We start from the raw sequence: 19,765 nt of genomic DNA, 5'->3' as shown, positions 1-19,765 counted from the left end.
CCGACCCTAAACCTGCAAGACCAGTTCGCCGAGCGTCGTCAGAACCGTCTGCTTGCGCTCGAGATTATAGGCATCGGCCACGGTAAACCGTTCGGTGATCGCGCTTTGCAGGCGTGACAGATCGAAGGCGCGGCCGACCTTGCCCGCGAAGGCCGCTTCGCGCGCCCGCTCCGCGACAAATACGCTGACGTGATCGACGAAGAAGCTGTAGAGCGTGTCGCTGTCGCGCTGCGAAACTGCGTCGGCCAACCGATGCATCGCCAGGCGCTGCGTCGGCCCAGATTGCGATATCACCTGATCGAAAGCATCGATGATGTCGAGCCCACCGTAATTGACGAGCTTGATCGCCTGCGCGACGCTGCCGCCGGCGAGATCCAGCACCCTGCCCGCAACATTCTGCGGTAATTGAACGCCGAGATGGCCGAGTGCGGCCAGCAAATCATCCTCTGCAAGCGGCCGCACCACCAGCGGCAGGCAGCGCGATCGGATGGTCGGCAGCAATTTGCCCGGAGCGTGCGAGAGCACAAGGAACATGGCCCGCTTCGGCGGCTCTTCCAGCATTTTCAGAATGGCGTTGGCGGCATTGCGGTTGAGCTCGTCGGCGGTGTCGACGATGACGATGCGCCAATTGCCGGTTCCCGATGTCTGCGAGAAGAATTTTCCGGCCCGGCGCACTTCATCGATCGTCGTCGTGGTCTTGAGCTTGCCGGTCTTGGGATCGGTAGGGCGGGTGAGATACAGCAGATTGTGAGAGGCGCCGCCGGCGATCTGCCGGTAGACCGGGGAACTCGGGTCCGGATCGGCAAGCGTGTCGGGTGCGGTGCGGAAATCCGGATGGTTGAGGACATGGTTGGCAAAGCGAAAGGCGAGCGTCGCCTTGCCGATGCCTTCCGGCCCATCGATCAGGATGGCATGGTGCCCCTTGCCCGAGGCATAGGACTGCGCCAGGAAAGCCTGCGCCTGGTCGTGGCCGAACAGCACCGTGTTGGCCGAGGGCGCGATGGCGCCATCAAGCAGCGTCGTCTCCGCTTCCGTGCTCACGCGCTGCCGGTCTCCTTGACCCGGGACGATTGGATCGGCAGCAGCGGCTCGACGATCGAGAATACTTTTTCCGCGATTACCTCCGGCGCGTTCGATGCGTCGACGACGCGGCAGCGTAGCGGCTCCTGGTCGGCGATATCGAGGAATGCCTCGCGGCGCTTCTCATGGGTATCGAGTTCTTCCTTCTCGAACCGGTCGGGAGCAGCGGCCTGCGGCTGGGCTTCTGCGCGGCTGCGGGCGCGTTTCAGGCCTTCGGACGCCGGCAGGTCGAGAATGATCGTACAGTCGGGCATGACGCCGTTGACAGCCACCCGCTCCAGGTTCTGGATGAAGGCCGGCTCGAGATTGCCGGTAATGCCCTGGTAGACGCGTGTCGAATCGAGGAAACGGTCGCAAAGCACGACGGCACCGCTGGCAAGTGCCGGCCGGATGATCTCCTCGACATGATCATTGCGGGCAGCGGCGAACAGCACGGCTTCGACGCGCGTGCCATATTCCTCGGCGGCGCCAGACAGGAGCAGGTGGCGCACAGCTTCGCCGCCGGGCGAGCCGCCCGGTTCGCGGGTGGTGAGCACGTCGACACCCATGCGGCGCAGGCGATCCGCAAGAAGCCGGATCTGGGTGCTTTTGCCGGCACCCTCCCCGCCTTCGAATGTCACAAACAGCCCTTGCTTGGATCGCACCAGTCTATCCCGTTCCACTACTCGCGCCCAATGGCGCCTGCTCTCCGGTCAAAGCCAGAAGAACAGCAACTCCTTTAGCCCGTCAAACGCCTTCGACGTCAGCGTGCCGGTTCCGATGGGCATGGTCGCGTAGACATCGACGTCGCGCAACGGGCGGTCACCCAGGGAAATCGTCATGGTACCGATCTTCTGGTCGTTGCTCACCGGCGCCTTCAGCGGCCATGTATAGGCGATTCTTGCCCGAATTCTGTCCGCGTTGTCCACTGGAATATAAATATCGACGTCATCATGCGCCTTCAACGGCACCGCACCACGGTCGCCGCCGAAGACCGGCGCCTCGGCCACCGCCTCGCCCTTCTTGAACACGGTGTGCCGGGTGAAACTGGTGAAACCCCAGTCCAGCATCTTGCGGGATTCTTCGGTCCGCTCCTTGTCGCTCGAAAGCCCGCCGAGCACCATGAACAGGCGCGTGCCATTGCGCTCGGCAGTGGCGACGATGGCGTAGCCAGCCCCCTCCGCGAAGCCGGTGGCGAAGCCGTCGACGCCGATATTCTGCGAAATCAGTGGATTGCGATTGCGCTGATCGATCTTGTTCCATTCAAACTCTTTTTGCGAATAGAGCTTGAAATAGTCGGGATAGGTCGACTGGATGTGCCGCGCCAGCAGCATCAGGTCGCGAGCCGTCATCTTGTTGGCCGGGTTCGGCAAGCCGTTGGAATTGCCGAAGACGGAATTCTTCAGGCCAAGAACCTTGGCGCGCTTGTTGAGCAGATCCGCAAAAGTGCTTTCCGAACCGGCGAGCCCCTCCGCCAGGATGATGCAGCCGTCATTGGCGAGTTGAACGACGACGCCTTGCAGCAGATCGATGACACGGATATGCGAATTGAGCGCGGCGAACATCGCCGAGGTGCGCGACAATGCGCCGCCGGTGCGCCAGGCATATTCAGATACCTTGTATTCGGTATCTTCTGTGACATGGCCAAGCTTCAACTCGTTGAACACATATTCGGCCGTCGCCAGCTTCTGCAGCGAGGCTGGCGGAAACGGTGTGTCCGGATCCCGGGAGAAGAGAACGGTACCGGTGCTGGCCTCGATCAGCAGCGCCTGTTTCGCCTTGGTATCGAAGGCTGCCGGTGCAGGCTGCGCAACACTTTCGGCTGCGCAGAACACACCGACCAGGAGGCCGACGGCCAACAGAAGCCTCTTCACACGATCCGCCAAGAGTTTTTCCCGAAAGTCTTATTTCGGGATAATGAACGGAAACTATTGCCGCAACAAGACATCGGAATGAATATATCCCGATGTCGGTTAATGTCCTGGGATCAGTTGTCGCTGAGGCCCGGATATTTGCGATAAGCGGCGGCGATGATCGCCTTGGCATTGAGCTTCCGGTGCGGCTTCAGGATTGCCTTGAACGGCGCGTCAGAAGCCGTTGCCGGCTCATCGGCATAGGCCGCGAGCGTGCCGAGGCTTCTGTCGTAAACCTGAGGCCGCTCCATCGGCACGGGGCCGATTTCCGGCAGGACGGCGAATTCGGTGACCTCCTGGATGGCGGTGAAGCCGGCTGGATCCTTGGAGGACTGCAACGCTGTTGCAGTAGACGTCACGTCGAGATCCCGCGTGTAAGTCGTCGACACCGACGGGCGGAACTTTTTCTCGTTGGAGGCGACCATGACGCCGGGGATATCCCCGCCTGGATTGAACTGATGGAAGTGCTCGCCCCGCTTGGTGTAAGACGCCATCAGATAGGCGCTGTCGCGGCCATCCATCCGGGCGCGGCCGACATATTGTACGCGCACCATGGCGGTGCCGCCGCGGTCGACTTCAAGCATCTGCGCGGCCTTGTTGGACAGATCGATAATGCGGCCCGGGTGGTAGGGGCCGCGATCGTTGACGCGCACGATGACCGAATCGCCGGTCGTGAGATTGGTCACCCGGGCGTAGCTCGGCAGAGGGAAGGTGGGATGGGCGGCGGTCAACGAGTATTGATCGTAAATCTCGCCATTCGCCGTCTGCCGTCCATGGAAGGCCGAGCCGTACCAGGAGGCGAGGCCGACCTTGTCATAGCGCCTGTCTTCCTTGGGATAATACCACTTGCCCTTCACCACATAGGGGTCGCCGGTAATATCACGGCCGCCGCCCTTGGGAATGTTACGGCCGTAATAGAGCCGCGGACTGGCCTTGACGCCGTATTCGCTCTCGGAAAAATATTCCTTGCCGTGACGTTTATGAACGACATGACGCGTCTGGGTAGTACCACAGGAAGCGACGGTCGCCGACAGGATGCAGAGGGCAAGCCATTTCGCGCTTCTGCCCCATCGCGCATCAATCTTAATTCTCTTCATTCGCGTCCCGCGCCGCTCGTCTCGTTTTAGTACAAGAGGGGCGCCATCGTCCCACGCGACAGCCCCTCGTTGATCACACTTGGCTAAAGCATGCCAACAACGTGGCTTAAATGCGAACAGAAATGTCACACTGCGGGACATTTCGAAATTTATGGTTTTCAAAGGGTTAATGAGAGAAGTTCAAGTCAATACCCTTGCGCCGGCTAACTATATTCCGGAAGCCTGGCAATCCTCGCCAACGCATCGACACTCCGACGGCATCCACGGCGCGGAGACTGCCTTGACAAATGAGAAATGACGGTACTTTAATCATGCCAGCGTTTTAGGCATCCTAGCCGCCGCCATACATGACTTTGATCGTCAAAGGGCAACACCGCCCCATAATGCCCCAGCTTGCTGGATCGGCGTTATGGGGCTTTTTGTTTTGGATTTGCGCATGCGGGAAGCGGTAAAACTGGGTATCCTCTATTCAACCACCGGGCCTTACGGCTCGCTGGGGCGGGATGCGCGCGACGGGGCGGAGTTTGCCTTCAGCGACTATCGTCTGCGGGGCGGCGGCGCGATCGAGCCGGTGTTCTTCGATCCGCATGCCGATCTCGCGGCTTACGTCGAGGGAGCGCGCAGGCTGATCCGCGAACATGGCTGCCGGCATATCATCGGCACGATCACCTCCGCGGCCCGCAAGGAAGTCATTCCGCTGGTCGAGAAATATGACGGCCTGCTCTGGTATATGTGCCCCTATGAGGGTTTCGAGGCCAACGAGAACGTCATCTATATCGGCGGCACGCCCAACCAGCATCTGATCCCGCTGTTCGAGCATCTGATCCCGCGCTATGGCGCGCATCCCTATCTGGTTGGCGCCAATTATGTCTGGGGCTGGGAGATGAACCGGCTGGCGCGCGAACTGGTCACCAATGCCGGCGGTTCGGTGCTCGGCGAACGCTACCTGCCGCTCGAGGAAACCGCGGTGGAGCGCATTGTCGCCGATATAGAAGAGAAGCGCCCGAGCTTCATCCTCAACAACCTGATCGGCCCATCGAGCTACGCCTTCCTGGCTGCCATGCATGCGCTGGGACAGCGCGATTCCGCATTCCTGCCGGAAAATTGCCCGATCGCCAGCTGCGACCTGACCGAATGCGAACTCGACAACATTGAAACCGGTGCAGCCACAGGTCAATTGTGCGCGCTCCCCTATGTCGACAGCCTCGACACGCAGGAGAACCGGGCGTTCAAGGCCCGCCTCGAGGCCTGGAGCGCGGGGCCGCGCCGGGTGTCGAGCATGTTCGCCAGCGCTTACGCAGCCGTGACGCTCTGCATCGAAGCGATCGAAGCCGGAGACAGCGATGAGCCGGCTGTGGTGCGCCGTGAAGTTCTGGCGCGTTCCTGGCCGTCCGTGCTTGGCAATATCGTCATCGATCCGGCAACCAACCATGCGGCCCTGCCCTTCCATCTCGGCCGCATCAATAACGGACCGGGCTTCGATGTGATAGTATCCAGGCCGGCCTCGGCGGCGGATCCCTATCTGACCGGCGCCGGTCAAAAGCCCGCGCCGTGGCTCAGGGTGGTGTCATGATCGCCAATACGCCCAATTTCACCGGCTGGCACGCCGTCATCCTTGCCGAAGAGGATGGCAATACCGATCGTCTGCGCCGCCAGCTCGGCCTGCTTGGCCTCAAGGTCGAATGCCAGTGGAAGCCGCTGACGAATGCCGAGGCGCTCGACCTTGTCTTCGTCGATGCCGACCAGGGTTGGGACGAATTGCTGCCCTGGAGCGGCGACCGCCCATCATGCCCAGTCGTCGCCTTGCTCGGATCCGAAGCGCCGGGGCGCATTGCCTGGGCGCTGCGCCAGGGCGCCGGCGCGATCATCCCCAAACCGGTCGCTGCCTCGGCAGTCTACCCGGCCCTGGTGCTTRCGGTTTCCGTACACCAGGAAAGGATAGAGGCGGAGCGGCGCATTGCCCATCTCGAGGAACGGCTGCGGCTGCGGCCCATCGTCCATGCGGCTGTCACCAAGCTGAAGGCCGAACGCCGCATCGACGATGAGCGCGCCTATGCCATCCTGCGCGACTGCGCCATGCGCCGGCGGCTGACCATCGAGCAGATCGCCGCCTCCTTCCTCGGCGGTTCCGAACCCTTGCGCGAGGTCGGCTGATGCGGGTTTTCAAGGAGATCTTTCGCCAGCCGACCGCGCTTTTCGGCCTGATCATCGTGGTCGCCGTGCTGGTCCTGGCGATCGCAGCACCCTGGCTCGCGCCCTTCGATCCCAACAACCAGATGTTCGATGGCCTGACGGAGGAAGGCGCACCGATACCGCCAGGCGCCAAATTCCTGTTCGGCACCGATACGCTCGGCCGTGACCTGTTCTCGCGGCTCCTGTTCGGCGCCCGCACCTCGCTGATCATCGGCCTGGTCGCCAATGGCGTCGCTGTCGCCATCGGTCTGCTCGTCGGCATTGTCGCCGGCTATATGCGCGGCCTTTTCGGCACCATCCTGATGCGTTTTACCGACCTGATGATGGCCTTTCCGGCGCTGCTGCTCGCCATTGTGCTGGCGGCCCTGCTAAAACCCAGCCTGTGGATCGTCGCCATGGTGATCGCCCTGGTCAACTGGGTGCAGGTGGCACGCATCGTCTATACCGAGACGCGCGGACTGGTGGAGCGGGACTTCATCATGGCCGAGCGTTCGCTCGGCGCCGGCCATGGCCGCATTCTCTTCCTGCATATCCTGCCGCATCTTTTTCCGACAGCGATCGTCTGGGGCACGCTCGGCATTGCCACCACCGTCTTGCTCGAAGCCACCTTGTCCTTCCTCGGCGTCGGCGTGCAGCCGCCGGAACCGTCCTGGGGCAATATCATCTTCGAGAGCCAGAGCTATTTCCAGGATGCGCCCTGGCTGGTCTTCATTCCCGGCGCGATCATTCTCTTGACCGCACTCGCTTTCAACCTGGTGGGGGATGCGCTACGCGACATCCTCGATCCCACCCAGCGCGGGAGGGGCTGATGGGTCTGATCATCCTTCGCCGTCTCGGCCAGTCGATCCTCATCCTGCTCGGCGTCGCAGCCATCACCTTCCTGCTGCTCTATGCGCTGCCGGCCGATCCCGCCGTGCTGATCGCCGGTCGCAGCGCCACACCGCAGATGGTGGCCAACGTGCGCCACGAACTCGGCCTCGACCAGCCCTTGGTCATGCAGTTCCTGCATTATCTCGGCAACCTGCTGCATGGCGATCTCGGGCGCTCCTACACCCAGCGCACCGACGTGCTGCCGCTGATCATCGCCCGTCTGCCGGCAACATTAACGCTGATGGTGGCTGGCATCTTCATGGAAGTGGTGATCGGCGTGACATTCGGCACGATCGCAGCCGTCCGCCGCGGTGGATTTGTCGACCGGGTGGTGATGGTCGCCTCGTTCGCCGGAACCTCTGCGCCGCAATTCATCGTAGCACTGCTCATACTCTATCTGTTCGCAGCGACGCTGAACTGGTTCCCGATGTCAGGCTATGGCGGCTTCTCGCATCTGGTGCTGCCCGCGGTCACGCTCGGCCTTTGCGGCGCCGGCTGGTATGCGCGCATGGTGCGCTCCTCGATGATCGAGGTGCTGAACCAGGATTATGTCCGCACTGCCCGCGCCAAAGGCCTGTCGTCGGCGCGTGTCATCCTGCGCCATGCATTGCCCAACGGCATCCTGCCGATCATCGCCATGATCGGCATCGATATCGGCCAGTTCATGGGCGGTGTCGTGGTTGTCGAGGCGGTCTATGGCTGGCCGGGGATCGGTCAGCTCGCCTGGCAGGCCATCCAGCAGGTCGACATTCCAATCATCATGGGCGTCACCATCATGTCGGCGCTCGCCATCGTCATCGGCAACCTGCTGGCCGACATCGTCGCCCCCGTCATCGATCCGCGCATCCGCGCGCAATAAGCAAAGAGGAGAACGTCATGACCAGACCCTTTCTGACGCAAGCGGCTTTGGCCGCCATGCTGGCGACGAGCGCGCTCGTGCCGGCGATGGTCCAGGCGGCCGAAAAGCCGCTCAAGGGCGCCACCATCACGGTGACCTATAAGGACGACATTGCGACGCTCGACCCCGCCATCGGCTACGACTGGCAGAACTGGTCGATGATCAACGCGATGTTCTCGCGTCTGGTCGATTATGATCCGGGCGGTACGGTGGTGAAGCCGTCGCTGGCCGAAAGTTTCACCGTCTCCGACGACGGCAAGGTCTATACGTTCAAGCTGCACAAGGGCGTGAAATTCACCAATGGCCGCGAAGTGAAGGCCGCCGACGTGAAATATTCGCTTGAGCGTACCGTCAATCCGAAGACCCAGAGCCCGGGCGCCAGCTTCTACCATTCGATCGTCGGCTACGACGATGTGGCGGGCGGCAAGAAGACTGACCTTTCGGGCCTCAAGGTGGTCGATGACGACACGGTGGAGTTCACGCTCAGCCAGCCGGACGCGACTTTCCTCAACTGCCTGGCGCTGAATTTCGCCTCGGTCGTGCCGAAGGAAGCCGTCGACGCCGCCGCCGGCGATTTCGGCAAGAAGCCGATCGGCTCAGGCGCCTTCACCCTCAAGGAATGGACCGTCGGCCAACGTCTGGTCTTCGCCCGCAACCCGGATTATTTCGTCAAGGACCGGCCGAAGATCGACGGCTATACGATCGAGATCGGCCAGGAGCCGCTGGTGGCGCTGCTGCGCCTGCAGAAGGGCGAGGTCGACATTGCCGGCGACGGCATTCCGCCGGCCAAATATCTGGAAATGAAGAAGTCGCCCGACTTCAAGGGGATGATAGTCGACCGCCAGCAGCTCGAAACCAGCTATGTGACGATCAACACCCAGGTCAAGCCGCTCGACAATACCAAGGTTCGCCAGGCGCTCAACATGGCGATCAACAAGGACCGCATCGTCCGCATCATCAATGGCCGCGCCATTCCTGCCAACCAGGTATTGCCGCCGCTGATGCCGGGCTATGACAAGTCCTACAAGGGCTATGCCTTCGATGTGAAGAAGGCCAAGGCGCTGCTCGCCGAGGCCGGCCTGAAGGACGGCTTCTCGACCACGCTCTACACCTCCAACACCGACCCGCAGCCGCGCATCGCCCAGGCGATCCAGCAGGACCTGGCCGCGATCGGCGTCAAGGTCGAGCTCAAGGCGCTCGCAAATCCGAACGTGATCGCCGCCGGCGGCACGCAGGGCCAGGCGCCGCTCACCTGGTCGGGCGGGCTCGGCTGGATCGCTGACTTCCCGGATCCGTCGGATTTCTATGGACCGATTCTGTCCTGCGGCAGCGCTTCGGCCGGCGGCTGGAACTGGTCGTGGTATTGCAACAAGGACATCGAGCCGAAGGCCAAGGCGGCGGACGCCCTGCCGGTGCCGGCCAAGGCGAAAGAGCGCAACGAGGCCTGGGCGAAGATCTTTACCGAGATCCAGTCCAAGGATGCACCGTGGATTCCCGTGTTCAACGAACGCCGCGTCGTCGCCAAGGCCAAGCGCATGGGCGGCCCGGACGAGATCTACATCGATCCGACCCGCGTCATCGATTACGAAGCGGTGTTCGTGAAGCAATAAGCGGGGTGCCTGTGCCCCTCACCCTAACCCTCTCCCTGTAAAACGGGGAGAGGGAATCCGCTCCGAATTTGTCGCACTCTAGCACCTCATCGAGGTCAAATGTGGCATGCGACGGCGCCCCGAGTCCCTTCTCTCCGCCTGCGGGGAGAAGGTGGCGGCAGCCGGATGAGGGGCAGACACCAAACATTTCCGGAGAATCCCCATGTGCATCGCCTGCAACCACACCATCCACCGCGCCAAGCATCATTTCGGCTGGAACCGCGACTTCGAGCCCGCGCTCGTCGCAAAGCCTGGCGAGACGATCCATTTCGAATGCCTGGATTCCTCCGGCGGCCAACTCGGACGCGATTCCAAGGTGGAGGCGCTCAACACGCTCGATTTCGGCAAGATCAACCCGGTCACCGGTCCGGTCTATGTCGAGGGCGCGCAGCCCGGCGACGCGCTGAAGGTGACGCTTCGAAAATTCATCCCATCGGGCGTCGGCTGGACGGCTAATATCCCCGGTTTCGGCCTGCTTGCCGACCAGTTCAAAGAGCCGGCGCTGCATATCTGGACCTATGACAGCAATTCCATGGCGCCAGCCCTCTACGGCCCGGGCGGCAAGGTGCCGCTGAAACCGTTCGCCGGCACGATCGGCAATGCCCCGGCCGCGCCCGGCCTGCATTCCGTTGTGCCGCCGCGCAATGTCGGCGGCAATCTCGATATTCGCGACCTTACCGCCGGTGTCTCGCTCTACCTGCCGGTCGAGGTCGAGGGCGCACTGTTCTCGATCGGCGACACGCACGCCGCCCAGGGCGACGGCGAGGTCTGCGGCACCGCCATCGAAAGCCAGATGGAAGTCGAGGCAACGATCGAACTCGTCAAGGATGCGCGCCTCAAGAGCCCGCGCTTCACCACCACGGAGCCAGTCACCCGCCATCTCGACGCCGCCGGCTACGAGGTGACCACCGGTGTCGGCCCCGACCTGATGACAGGCGCCAAGGAAGCAGTGGCCCGCATGATCGACCTGCTCACCGCCGAGCACGGCTATAGCGCCGTCGACGCTTATCTGCTCTGCTCGGTCTGCGGCGATCTCAGGATCAGCGAAATCGTCGACATGCCCAATTGGGTCGTCTCGTTCTACTTCCCGAGGATCGTGTTCGCGTGAATGAAGCCCAAAATGCCGGCGCGCCGGTGCTGAGTGTCGAAAATCTCAGCGTCGACGCCCGCACGCCGCAGGGGCTGAAGCCCGTGCTCCAGGACGTCAGTTTTTCGCTCGGCGCCGGTGAAACATTGTGCCTGGCCGGCGAATCCGGCTCGGGCAAGTCGGTGACCTCGMTGTCGATCATGGGCCTCTTGCCCAAAACATCGCTCAGGGTGACCGCCGGCAGCATCAAGCTGGGCGACCGCGAGCTGACGAAGCTCTCCAACCGCGCTATGCGCCACGTTCGCGGCGGCGACATCGCCATGGTCTTCCAGGAGCCAATGACGTCGCTCAACCCGGTGATGACCATTGGCAAGCAGCTGACCGAGGCGATTCGCGAGCACCAGGATGCCAGCAATGCCGAAACCATCGCACGGCAGATGCTGGAAGCGGTACATATGACCGAACCGGCGCGGCGCCTGACGCAATATCCGCATGAGCTCTCGGGCGGCATGCGCCAGCGCGTGATGATCGCCATGGCGCTTTCCTGCCGGCCGAAAGTGCTGATTGCCGACGAACCGACCACGGCGCTCGACGTCACCGTGCAGGCGCAGATCCTGACGCTGATGCGCGAGTTGCGCCGCGAATTCGGCACGTCGATCCTGATGATCACCCATGACATGGGTGTGGTCGCTGAAATGGCCGACCGAGTCGCCATCATGCAAAACGGCCGTATTGTCGAACTCGGCAATGTCATCGATATTTTCGAGCACCCGAGGGAGCTCTACACACGCCAATTGCTGGCGGCCGTGCCGAGGCTCGGCGCCTATGCCGGCACCGATGGCCCGCCGACGGTTTGCGCCAAGCCGGCAGAGCCGCGGGAGCCGAAATCGGTGCTCGAAGTCAAGGATCTGACCGTCACCTATGGCACAAAATCCGGCTGGTTCGGAATGTCGAAGACGGCGCAGCCGACAGTCAAGTCCATTTCCTTCTCGATCCAGGCGGGGCAGACTCTCGGCCTGGTCGGCGAAAGCGGCTCCGGCAAGTCGACGACCGGCAAGGCCGTGCTCAATCTCATCCCCTTCTCCGGCAGCGTCAGGCTTGATGGCGCCGAGATCGGCGGGCTCGGCCAGACAGCCATGCGGCCGATCCGCCGTTCTGCACAGATGATCTTCCAGGATCCCTATGCCTCGCTCGATCCGCGCATGAGCGTCGGCAAGGCGATCGCCGAACCCATGGTCATCCATGGCATCGGCAATGCCGGGGAACGGCAGGATCGCGTGGCAGCCCTTCTCCAGCGTGTCGGGCTGACCGCCGATGCCGCCAACCGTTACCCGCACGAATTCTCCGGCGGCCAACGGCAGCGCATCTGCATTGCCCGCGCACTAACGCTCGAACCGACGCTGATCGTCGCCGATGAAAGCGTTGCGGCCCTCGACGTCTCCGTCCGCGCCCGGGTGCTCGACCTGATGCTGGAACTGCAGGAGCAGATGGGGCTCTCCTATCTGTTCATCTCGCACGACATGGCGGTGATCGAGAAGATGTCCCACCACGTGGCGGTGATGCGCGGCGGTCAGATCGTCGAAATGGGCACACGCCGGGAGGTCTTCGAACAGCCGGGGGATAGCTACACCAAGGACCTGATGCAGGCGGTGCCGATCCCCGATCCTCGCCGCTATCGTCTACGCGCTACGGCGTGAACGCCCGGAACGGGCCAGTTGTCGATCGAGCCGGGCGTAGCGATGCCGTGGAGATTCAATCCGCCTCCCGGTCTTCTTCAAATTCGACATTTGTCTCGCGCCTGGCGATGGATTGGACAAGGCTGAGTAAATGCCCACGAATTTTAGCATCTGGAATAGAGTGAAACGCCTTCGCGAGCGCGTGACCCTGACGGGTCATCAATATCTTCGGTTGAAAATTGTCGTTGATTGATGCGGGAGACTGGGTGCCATCGAAGAAGATGCGGACGTCGGCGCCGAGAATGTTGGCGATCTGCACCAAACGGCTTGCGCTGACGCGGTTGGTTCCCTTTTCGTATTTTTGAACCTGCTGAAACGTCACCCCAATACCTGTCGCCAGTTGGCTTTGTGAAATGTCTCGCTCGATCCGGAGACTGCGAATTTTCTGGCCAACAAGAATATCGACGGGTTCGGGCATAGGCGGTCGCTCCTCTGGAAACACCACGGCTGCACTTGCAAGATACAGTCCTGCACGCATCAACCTATAGCGGAGCGACCGCTTTCAAGCAACTGATTGGCGTGCGCTACGCTGTCGCTGCCAGCTTTTTTCTCGCCCTTCCGCCACGCTTGGCATCCAGCTTCTCGCTGAGCTCCTGCAGCACGACACTCAGCAGGTACTCCACGAACTCGTCACCAGTCTGCTGGGCCAGTTGAAAGGCCAGGAGCGTATGAGAATAAACCAACTTGTAGTCTTCGATTTCCCCGGACATGGATTCATCTCWCCCTTCTGCTTATGCTGCTTCCGCGACCATGTGTGTCGTGACCGAGACGGCCGGCATCATCCTGCGATAGAGCGGCAGATCGACACCGAGAGCGGCACGCATCCTGACCAGCACTCTGTCAGACACCTCGAAAGCCCCGCAGCAAACAGGATGCTTGCCGTATCCATCGGCGCGGCCGAGCTCTTCGACGTCGGCGCCGGCCCGGCGATAGACGCGCTTGAGCTGGGGTTCATAGTTGGAAATCATCGTGTGGATGCCATGGGCAAGCGCGCACTCGCAGAGCGCGAGAAGCATCAGACAGAAGGCCCGACCCGCATCGATCGATGGAAAGGTCCGCGCGACAAGCCCCTCGTCGACGCACATGCGCGTTCCTTCCCAGATCCCCGGCGCGATCAGATTGACGTCGTCGGAGAAGGTGCGCCGGAACACGTCATAAAGCAGCGTTGGTCCGGTGGTCGGCATGAGACGCAGGCCGCCGTAGAGCACCTCCGCCTTTTCGTCGCACCAGACCAGGTAGACCGGCCTGTACTCATCATATGCGTCGCGCTCGTARTCGCCGACGACAGGGACATTCCACTGAAGCTGGTCGGCGAAGACGCGCTTACGGAGACGGAACAATTGATCGATCAGCCCCGCATGCTTGGCATACTCATGTGATTGAATCGTAATAAACATTTTCGTTCCCCTCGGCTCTGGTTGCCGAGGAAAACATGCGCTTTTTTAGTGCTTTCTGAAATTCCCCACGATTGGCTAGCCCTTTTGGGTACCCTCTTAAGTGGGTATCACGGATTGATCATCCTGAGCTTGATCGCCTTGGTCACGGCTTCCGCAATGGTGCTGCAGACGAGCTTGTGCCGCGCAGACTTTAGGTAAGCCTTTGTCGTATGTTCGGAGAGATCGAGGAGCCGGGCAATCTCCTTCGCCTCCTTGCCCCGCGCCGTCCAGGTGAGGCATTCGAGTTCACGGCGGCCGAGTTGCGGCAACGGATCGTTCTCACCGTGCAATTCGTAGATTGCCTTGCGATGAATGAGATTGGCCAGTTCCGCCCAATTCTCGCGATGCGCCTGCACCACGCGGTTCCAATCGTCGCCGGCAACTGCGCTGTTGATGGAAAACAGCGCCCGTCTGCCATGGCGGTCGGTCACCGGAATGGAATATCCCGCCGGTCCAACGCCGTGCTGGATTGCGTCAACCATCAATTCGTAGGCAGCGGGCGATACCTCGACCTCCGACCAATCGAAAGGAAGCTGGCGCGCAAAACCTTCTTTTACAATGGGATCAATCTTCACATAGTCCCGGAGCAAGTATCGCGCCACCCATTCATCGCGGTAGGTCGTGCGAACGAACGGTGCGTCGACATTGCCTGAAATCGTTTGCGCCAGATGATAGGTAACGTTGGCAACACCATACTTTTCCTTAAATAGATGTATTGCCTTATCAACATTAGCGCTGGCTTCAATCAACTTGAAAGCCTGCCGAAACACTTCAATCCCTATATCGTCAACCATCGATGCCCCCAGACGATTGCAAGTTATCAGACGCTTTTTTTCTCAACTTTGCAAGTGCCGATACCCCCTTTAGAGGGTATCGACCGGAATTGCGACGGCTGGTAGGCTGGGGAGATGAACTGCTGCTCCGAGTGAAATCCCAGTGAGAGCAGCGGAATCAAATCGTGGACGTGTTGCCGACATGGATGTTGCCGACGAACTGAGAAATCAGGCCTGTGACACTCTGATCGAGATTTACAGCGACATGGCAGCCGCTGAGGCATTGACGCGCGCGATGATCAAGGAGCGCGCCGGCGAACGCGAGGAAGCGCAGATGTGGTGCGAGGTGTATGTCCGCATCTGCCGGTACGAGGAAGGCATTCCAGCTGAGATTGTCAGGATTTGATACCGCTTTACTCCTATCCGTGATCCCTGCGACGCTGCGCATGGCTTCGGGTAACAAAACCAGTCCGGTCGCGACATCCACCGATCACGGAGAACGACTCGGTAGCGGTGGAGTCTGTGGGTATTTTTGTCTTGCCGCGTTGTTTAGCGATAACCGTGATTACAGCTCTGCAGACATCATGCAGAAAACAATGAGGCGCCGTAAATTACAAAAACAATATCAAATACTTGGCGGATGGGGTGGGATTCGAACCCACGGTACGGCTTCCCGCACGCCGGTTTTCAAGACCGGTTCCTTAAACCACTCGGACACCCATCCAAACAGTTGAATTCGTTGGCATTTAGACGTAAAGCAAAAGCCGAAAATTGGCGTTTGCTACCGAATTGGTACCGAATTCACTTGTCTACCGGCTTCTTAGCAGCTTTGATTGTGGCGTCAATACGCCTGCCACGAATGGCGCGGCGGTCTAGGTTGGCAGCGCGGCGGTCCGAACGTTCGGATACTCGTTCGGGCTAATCGGAAAGAAGATTAGCAGGAGCGACGAGACCGCGTCATCGGTTCGAAGTCGCCGGGCTTTCGTCATATGCCCACGCTGAGGATGCCAAACGAAAATCCCTTGCCTCAAACCTACATTTTCGCGCCTGGGATCACTAGGATAGTTGGATTAGCCTGACGCGTAATCGTGGTAGTCGTGGTCGTGGTTGACTTAGCGGGCTGCGTAACGGTTGGCTGTCCATGGACGTTGTTCGCCGGAGTTGTTGTTGCTGGCTTGGTCACGGTCGTAGTCACGGACGCAAGTTGCAAAGTTGACGCTTCCAGGACGGCAAGTGCGAAATCGCTATAGTCCTTGCGATTATCTGACCAAAGAGCGTGCTTCCCGAATTTGCCAAGCGGAACACAATCTGGCCCGCATATTTCTGGGCGATCACTGGCACTGTAGAAAAACCATCGATGTGTGGGAGGATGATTGACGAGCGTTTTTAGATCGGCTGGCTTCAGCGGTTCACCTTCGATTGCGTTTGCGTACAAGTCCCTCATTACCTGTATAGCCTTCGGAGAAGTGGTGACGGACGCAAGGGTGGAAATGCCGCTCGAAAAACCGCCTAATGTTAGAGTTGCCGCGTTGGTATGATCGCTAACGGTGTCAGATCGCCCAAGAGCCAACATTCCAGCACTCGTGGTAGCAATGGTCGTTGGGCCATACAGAACCAATGTCGGTACAGCGTAAGGCTCATCGACAGAGCGTGAAAGTTGCGCTTTGATTTGGTCATATTCCGAGTCCGCCGCTTTGTCCTCAAAGCTTCTTATTACGCCTGAGTTCCTATCCGCGGTGCAAGACGCCAATGCGGCCAACATAGCCGCCGCCAGAATCGCTTTGGTTGTTTTCATCACGCCCCCCCCAACTTCCCAGACAGCAAACTCTAGGGTGTAATCATGAAGAGTCGAGTCAAATAGTAGTCGCCTCCGGCGCTGTGACAATTTGTCGTGTGACCCAACGGATGGCATTGAAATTGGAGATGGCCATGCGCGACACAATAGACGAGGCAGCTTCGTTGACCGCGCTGTCGCTCCCTCACCAAGAGCCGATAGAACTGGAATTCGCCCACGACCATGCCGCTCAGGGAATGGGTGGTTCCGGCGCGCCCGTGCAAGTCGTTGTTCTATGGCTGAATGGCCGCACTCTCGTCTATCCGGCGAGGTTGCCTGATGGCTTCCCCTTACGCTGCGCCGTGGGCGTCCGAGGACACTGTCAGCCCGCAGGATTGCGTTGCCTGGCTGAGAGCGAAGATTGCCCCGCCACCAGCGCCAGAAGAGTCGGCCGAAATCGATGGCAAATGAAGTTTGATCTTGAAGAAGCCCAGATGATCAATCCGTATTGCATTTGATGCTGTCGATCATCATTGCTGATGTCGAAACCCAGCCCTCACCGAATTTCGTTTTGACGTGCCAGCGAGTTTTGGATTTACCCAGGATCTTAGCTCCGGCATGGTCTGGCAAATCAGTGCAGGACATCTGTTTCTGGTCGCAGACAGGTGAACCCATTTTCACCCAGCAATCCATTTGATTGGTGGACGTGCATAGCGTGCGGACGCATTTGTCAAACTTCACGGCATGGGCATAGGCCGACGTAGAGCAACTGAAAACAACGCAGGTGGCAAGAGCTGTCGGTAGCTTCAAGGCGGCCTCCTCCGGGACACGATGGACGAAAACCTAGCTGGAACACTGACATAGTGCAAGGCAACGTGGTTGTGATCGGCAGTGGGAACGCGCACGAGCGACATTCCTTGCCCGGCCCGAGAACCAATTCTGTGAACGCTGCAAATCGATCGGCTTGCTGAACACCGGTCACCTCCGTCCGGACGGCTCACCTCAGACGAACACGCACCGCATGCATCTGGTTGCCTACCACCATGTACCGCAGCGAGGCGACAGGCGATTGTTCTGGAACGAAACGAATTGGGAAGTCGCCTGCCCAGATCACCATGACATCCGAATTCAGCAGGAGGAAAGCGGCACGTTCAAGACCAGCACAGACAGYAACGGCCGACCGCTTGATCCTACTCATCCGTGGAACAGTGGGGTTGTTTGACGTTGCGAACTACCTGCATTTCGACGCAAAAACGTCATATGCCCTATCTCGTGTTACGTGGCCTAACCGCAAATCTGCTCAGGCTCGCCCCGGGCAAGGATTCCATCAATCTCAAGCGCAAAACCGCAAACTGGGATGACAAATATCTGCCAGCCGTAATCCGAGGAAATTAACTCACCCGATTGCCCAACGGCATCCGCCTGCATTCCAGGAAACATGTGCGAATAGAGGCGTGACGCGGCAGGCGACTGTTCCAAAATTCCCGCCTTCATCAAGCTAGGTGAGCCGCGCACCGGAGAGAGATAGCAATTCGCTATCCACGTTCTCCAGCCGCGTTTGACAATATCGCCACAGTCATCGCTCATGTTTCCTCGGCAACCGAGGAGCAGCCATGAGCAAGCCCGATACCGGAGTGAACGCCGATCTCAATGGTGCCGTCGCCTTCAATGCCGACAGCGAATGGAACGAGCGGGTCGATTTCGCGCCGCTGGTCAGGAACTCCGCCAAGATCATCAAGGAAATCTCGCCGGATACCGGGCTGCATCCCGATTTCGGCTCCGGTCTCTGGGATGGCCAGCCGATCGGCATTCCCTATATCGTCGTGCCGGAAGGCGAGACGCTGACGAAATTCGTCGACACGCTCTGGCCCAATGAAGGCGACAAGGGTCCCTTCCCGATTCCACCGGATGCGCCGGTCGAAGGCGGCGGCGATCGGCATGTGATTGTCGTGCAGCTCGACAGTTCGGCACCGAACGGGCTCGGAAAGCTCTATGAACTCTATAACGCACACTGGAACGGCCATGCCTGGACCGGTCAGTCGGCCGTGTTCGACCTGCAGGGCGGCGACCATCAGCGGCCGGATGGCTGGACGTCGGCCGACGCGGCCGGCCTGCCGATCTTCCCTGGCCTGGTGCGCTACGACGACGTAAAGAATGCCGTTGCCGACGATGCGACGCTCGGGCACGCCCTGCGCTTCACGCTCAGCCAGGCGCTGACGGCGATGAAGGCGGTGGGTGCGGCGAGCCATTGGGCCGATGATATTGATGGACCGGCGCCGTTCGGCATGCATGTGCGGCTCAGGGCCGACTTTCCAGTGCCGGCGGATGCCAGTCCCGAAGTCAAGGTGATCATCAACACGCTCAAGGAATATGGCATGATCCTGGCCGATAACGGCTCGGATTGGTATGTTTCCGGCACGCCCGACAAGCATTGGGACAATGATGCGCTGCATGTGCTCGGCCAGGTCCAGGGCGGCGATTTCCAGGTGGTCGACAATTCCAAGATCGGCGTCGTGTACATCGGCCATGAGACCAGTGATACGATCGATGGCAACGATCGCCGCAACACGATGTTCGGCGATGCGGGCCATGACAGGATTTCAGGTGAAGGCGGCAAGGACAGGCTGACAGGCTGGACCGGCGACGACGTGCTTTCGGGCGGCGGGCAATCCGACACCTTTGTGTTCCAACAACACTGGGGCAAATCGGCGCGGACGGAAAATCTCGGCAATGACGAGATCACCGATTTCACCGCCAAGGGCAGCCAGCACGATGTCATCGCCATCGACAAGGCCTTTGGCATCCAAAGTTTCGATCAATTGCTGGATGCGACACAAGCGCATGATGGCGACGCGATGATCCGCCTCAACGGGCATTCGTCGATCACGCTCGACGGCGTCGATCCAGCGGGCCTGAGCGCCAAGGATTTCCACTTCGTCTAACCGGCCGCATTGGTCGGCGACTGGAAGAACTGGCGCATTGCCAGCGATACAGCGTCGATGTCATCGATCGGCGTTTCCTCGCATGCCATCGCGCGAGGCGGCAGGTCGACCTGGAAGGCGCTGCTCGCCTGATACTGCTGGACGGCCTGATCGGCCTTGCCCGCGACGGGCGATTGATCTCTCGACATGGATGATCTCCAAAGAGCTTTTGCTCCATGCAACGTTGCCGTCGGGGCCTCGGTTCCCTTTGGTCTGGTTCAAGAGGTGATATAGCTGACCCGACTATAGATGACTAAAATAGTCATCTTTTTGATGCGCGATTTGTTGACTATTTTTAT

Annotated in this window: 22 protein-coding genes and 1 tRNA gene; 10 read left to right on the top strand and 13 right to left on the bottom strand. The window is 60.2% G+C overall.

The window, feature by feature from the left end; translation table 11 throughout:
* Positions 1 to 6 precede the first annotated feature (6 nt).
* The 4 genes from AC1D06_RS06775 to AC1D06_RS06760 form a co-directional block, all read right to left on the bottom strand.
* Positions 7 to 1,041 (bottom strand): DNA polymerase III subunit delta', encoded by a 1,035-nt coding sequence (locus AC1D06_RS06775; protein ID WP_477985658.1) that lies wholly within the window; start codon positions 1,039 to 1,041, stop codon positions 7 to 9.
* A complete protein-coding gene (gene tmk, locus AC1D06_RS06770; protein ID WP_477879828.1) occupies positions 1,038 to 1,724 on the bottom strand; it encodes a dTMP kinase in 687 nt (228 codons plus the stop codon). The genes AC1D06_RS06775 and tmk overlap by 4 nt, the downstream gene beginning before the upstream one ends.
* A gap of 48 nt (positions 1,725 to 1,772) precedes the next feature.
* Entirely contained in the window at positions 1,773 to 2,945 is a 1,173-nt protein-coding gene (locus AC1D06_RS06765; protein WP_477985657.1) for a D-alanyl-D-alanine carboxypeptidase family protein, read from the bottom strand.
* A 101-nt stretch (positions 2,946 to 3,046) separates the two neighbouring features.
* Positions 3,047 to 4,060, bottom strand: a complete 1,014-nt coding sequence (locus AC1D06_RS06760; RefSeq protein WP_477879970.1) for a septal ring lytic transglycosylase RlpA family protein — start codon at positions 4,058 to 4,060, stop codon at positions 3,047 to 3,049.
* A 445-nt stretch (positions 4,061 to 4,505) separates the two neighbouring features.
* Between AC1D06_RS06760 and AC1D06_RS06755 the strand changes: the two genes are divergently transcribed.
* The 7 genes from AC1D06_RS06755 to AC1D06_RS06725 all read left to right on the top strand — a co-directional run bounded on the left by AC1D06_RS06755 (position 4,506) and on the right by AC1D06_RS06725 (position 12,463).
* Positions 4,506 to 5,642 (top strand): transporter substrate-binding protein, encoded by a 1,137-nt coding sequence (locus AC1D06_RS06755; protein ID WP_477985656.1) that lies wholly within the window; start codon positions 4,506 to 4,508, stop codon positions 5,640 to 5,642.
* A complete protein-coding gene (locus AC1D06_RS06750) occupies positions 5,642 to 6,223 on the top strand; it encodes an ANTAR domain-containing response regulator (RefSeq protein ID WP_477985697.1) in 582 nt (193 codons plus the stop codon). The genes AC1D06_RS06755 and AC1D06_RS06750 overlap by 1 nt, the downstream gene beginning before the upstream one ends.
* The gene (locus AC1D06_RS06745) at positions 6,223 to 7,071 is read left to right on the top strand and encodes an ABC transporter permease (RefSeq protein WP_477985655.1); all 849 of its coding nucleotides are present in this window, start codon (positions 6,223 to 6,225) and stop codon (positions 7,069 to 7,071) included. The genes AC1D06_RS06750 and AC1D06_RS06745 overlap by 1 nt, the downstream gene beginning before the upstream one ends.
* A complete protein-coding gene (locus tag AC1D06_RS06740) occupies positions 7,071 to 7,991 on the top strand; it encodes an ABC transporter permease (RefSeq protein ID WP_477879821.1) in 921 nt (306 codons plus the stop codon). Before AC1D06_RS06745 ends, AC1D06_RS06740 begins: the two co-directional genes overlap by 1 nt.
* A gap of 17 nt (positions 7,992 to 8,008) precedes the next feature.
* Positions 8,009 to 9,640: an ABC transporter substrate-binding protein gene (locus tag AC1D06_RS06735; RefSeq protein WP_477985654.1), complete on the top strand. Its 1,632-nt coding sequence runs from the start codon at positions 8,009 to 8,011 to the stop codon at positions 9,638 to 9,640.
* A 202-nt stretch (positions 9,641 to 9,842) separates the two neighbouring features.
* Positions 9,843 to 10,787 carry an acetamidase/formamidase family protein gene (locus AC1D06_RS06730; RefSeq protein ID WP_477985653.1) on the top strand — a complete coding sequence of 315 codons (945 nt, stop codon included), beginning with the start codon at positions 9,843 to 9,845 and terminating at the stop codon, positions 10,785 to 10,787.
* Positions 10,784 to 12,463 carry an ABC transporter ATP-binding protein gene (locus AC1D06_RS06725; RefSeq protein WP_477985652.1) on the top strand — a complete coding sequence of 560 codons (1,680 nt, stop codon included), beginning with the start codon at positions 10,784 to 10,786 and terminating at the stop codon, positions 12,461 to 12,463. Before AC1D06_RS06730 ends, AC1D06_RS06725 begins: the two co-directional genes overlap by 4 nt.
* A 55-nt stretch (positions 12,464 to 12,518) precedes the next feature.
* Here the strand turns inward: AC1D06_RS06725 and AC1D06_RS06720 are convergent, their stop codons facing one another.
* The 4 genes from AC1D06_RS06720 to AC1D06_RS06705 form a co-directional block, all read right to left on the bottom strand.
* Positions 12,519 to 12,920, bottom strand: a complete 402-nt coding sequence (locus AC1D06_RS06720) for a helix-turn-helix domain-containing protein (protein WP_477985651.1) — start codon at positions 12,918 to 12,920, stop codon at positions 12,519 to 12,521.
* Between the two features lie 106 nt (positions 12,921 to 13,026).
* A complete protein-coding gene (locus AC1D06_RS06715) occupies positions 13,027 to 13,212 on the bottom strand; it encodes a hypothetical protein (RefSeq protein WP_477985650.1) in 186 nt (61 codons plus the stop codon).
* A 21-nt stretch (positions 13,213 to 13,233) separates the two neighbouring features.
* Positions 13,234 to 13,899, bottom strand: coding sequence for an acyl-homoserine-lactone synthase (locus AC1D06_RS06710; protein ID WP_477985649.1), 666 nt, complete (start codon positions 13,897 to 13,899; stop codon positions 13,234 to 13,236).
* Between the two features lie 107 nt (positions 13,900 to 14,006).
* Positions 14,007 to 14,732 (bottom strand): helix-turn-helix transcriptional regulator, encoded by a 726-nt coding sequence (locus AC1D06_RS06705; RefSeq protein ID WP_477879810.1) that lies wholly within the window; start codon positions 14,730 to 14,732, stop codon positions 14,007 to 14,009.
* A gap of 181 nt (positions 14,733 to 14,913) precedes the next feature.
* On the opposite strand from AC1D06_RS06705, the gene AC1D06_RS06700 reads away from it, so the two are divergent.
* Positions 14,914 to 15,117 carry a hypothetical protein gene (locus AC1D06_RS06700; RefSeq protein WP_477879808.1) on the top strand — a complete coding sequence of 68 codons (204 nt, stop codon included), beginning with the start codon at positions 14,914 to 14,916 and terminating at the stop codon, positions 15,115 to 15,117.
* 228 nt (positions 15,118 to 15,345) lie between these two features.
* On the opposite strand, the gene AC1D06_RS06695 is transcribed toward AC1D06_RS06700, so the two are convergent.
* Both AC1D06_RS06695 and AC1D06_RS06690 read right to left on the bottom strand, forming a co-directional pair.
* Positions 15,346 to 15,435: transfer RNA gene (locus AC1D06_RS06695), tRNA-Ser, on the bottom strand.
* Between the two features lie 309 nt (positions 15,436 to 15,744).
* Positions 15,745 to 16,506, bottom strand: coding sequence for a hypothetical protein (locus AC1D06_RS06690; protein ID WP_477985648.1), 762 nt, complete (start codon positions 16,504 to 16,506; stop codon positions 15,745 to 15,747).
* 134 nt (positions 16,507 to 16,640) lie between these two features.
* On the opposite strand from AC1D06_RS06690, the gene AC1D06_RS06685 reads away from it, so the two are divergent.
* On the top strand, positions 16,641 to 17,003 hold the full coding sequence (locus tag AC1D06_RS06685; protein WP_477985647.1) for a hypothetical protein: 363 nt from the start codon (positions 16,641 to 16,643) through the stop codon (positions 17,001 to 17,003).
* Here the strand turns inward: AC1D06_RS06685 and AC1D06_RS06680 are convergent.
* Both AC1D06_RS06680 and AC1D06_RS06675 read right to left on the bottom strand, forming a co-directional pair.
* Positions 16,984 to 17,295, bottom strand: a complete 312-nt coding sequence (locus AC1D06_RS06680) for a hypothetical protein (protein WP_477985646.1) — start codon at positions 17,293 to 17,295, stop codon at positions 16,984 to 16,986. The two genes, AC1D06_RS06685 and AC1D06_RS06680, sit on opposite strands and share 20 nt — an antisense overlap.
* Positions 17,296 to 17,769: 474 nt before the next feature.
* Positions 17,770 to 18,072: a hypothetical protein gene (locus AC1D06_RS06675; protein WP_477985645.1), complete on the bottom strand. Its 303-nt coding sequence runs from the start codon at positions 18,070 to 18,072 to the stop codon at positions 17,770 to 17,772.
* Positions 18,073 to 18,098: 26 nt separating this feature from the next.
* On the opposite strand from AC1D06_RS06675, the gene AC1D06_RS06670 reads away from it, so the two are divergent.
* Positions 18,099 to 19,427, top strand: a complete 1,329-nt coding sequence (locus AC1D06_RS06670; protein ID WP_477985644.1) for a calcium-binding protein — start codon at positions 18,099 to 18,101, stop codon at positions 19,425 to 19,427.
* On the opposite strand, the gene AC1D06_RS06665 is transcribed toward AC1D06_RS06670, so the two are convergent.
* Entirely contained in the window at positions 19,424 to 19,615 is a 192-nt protein-coding gene (locus AC1D06_RS06665; protein ID WP_477985643.1) for a hypothetical protein, read from the bottom strand. The two genes, AC1D06_RS06670 and AC1D06_RS06665, sit on opposite strands and share 4 nt — an antisense overlap.
* Positions 19,616 to 19,765: the final 150 nt, after the last annotated feature.

It is taken from the genome of Rhizobium sp. P2_G2 (assembly GCF_056403555.1).
This window is presented reverse-complemented; position numbering and strand designations above follow the sequence as displayed.

Coding starts and splice junctions, on each gene's coding strand:
- AC1D06_RS06685 (WP_477985647.1), top strand. CDS start 16,641: ATGCGCGACACAATAGACGAGGCAGCTTCGTTGACCGCGCTGTCGCTC.
- AC1D06_RS06715 (WP_477985650.1), bottom strand. CDS start 13,212: ATGTCCGGGGAAATCGAAGACTACAAGTTGGTTTATTCTCATACGCTC.
- AC1D06_RS06690 (WP_477985648.1), bottom strand. CDS start 16,506: ATGAAAACAACCAAAGCGATTCTGGCGGCGGCTATGTTGGCCGCATTG.
- AC1D06_RS06740 (WP_477879821.1), top strand. CDS start 7,071: ATGGGTCTGATCATCCTTCGCCGTCTCGGCCAGTCGATCCTCATCCTG.
- AC1D06_RS06755 (WP_477985656.1), top strand. CDS start 4,506: ATGCGGGAAGCGGTAAAACTGGGTATCCTCTATTCAACCACCGGGCCT.
- AC1D06_RS06720 (WP_477985651.1), bottom strand. CDS start 12,920: ATGCCCGAACCCGTCGATATTCTTGTTGGCCAGAAAATTCGCAGTCTC.
- AC1D06_RS06665 (WP_477985643.1), bottom strand. CDS start 19,615: ATGTCGAGAGATCAATCGCCCGTCGCGGGCAAGGCCGATCAGGCCGTC.
- AC1D06_RS06730 (WP_477985653.1), top strand. CDS start 9,843: ATGTGCATCGCCTGCAACCACACCATCCACCGCGCCAAGCATCATTTC.
- AC1D06_RS06735 (WP_477985654.1), top strand. CDS start 8,009: ATGACCAGACCCTTTCTGACGCAAGCGGCTTTGGCCGCCATGCTGGCG.
- AC1D06_RS06745 (WP_477985655.1), top strand. CDS start 6,223: ATGCGGGTTTTCAAGGAGATCTTTCGCCAGCCGACCGCGCTTTTCGGC.
- AC1D06_RS06675 (WP_477985645.1), bottom strand. CDS start 18,072: ATGAGCGATGACTGTGGCGATATTGTCAAACGCGGCTGGAGAACGTGG.
- AC1D06_RS06670 (WP_477985644.1), top strand. CDS start 18,099: ATGAGCAAGCCCGATACCGGAGTGAACGCCGATCTCAATGGTGCCGTC.
- AC1D06_RS06705 (WP_477879810.1), bottom strand. CDS start 14,732: ATGGTTGACGATATAGGGATTGAAGTGTTTCGGCAGGCTTTCAAGTTG.
- AC1D06_RS06700 (WP_477879808.1), top strand. CDS start 14,914: ATGGATGTTGCCGACGAACTGAGAAATCAGGCCTGTGACACTCTGATC.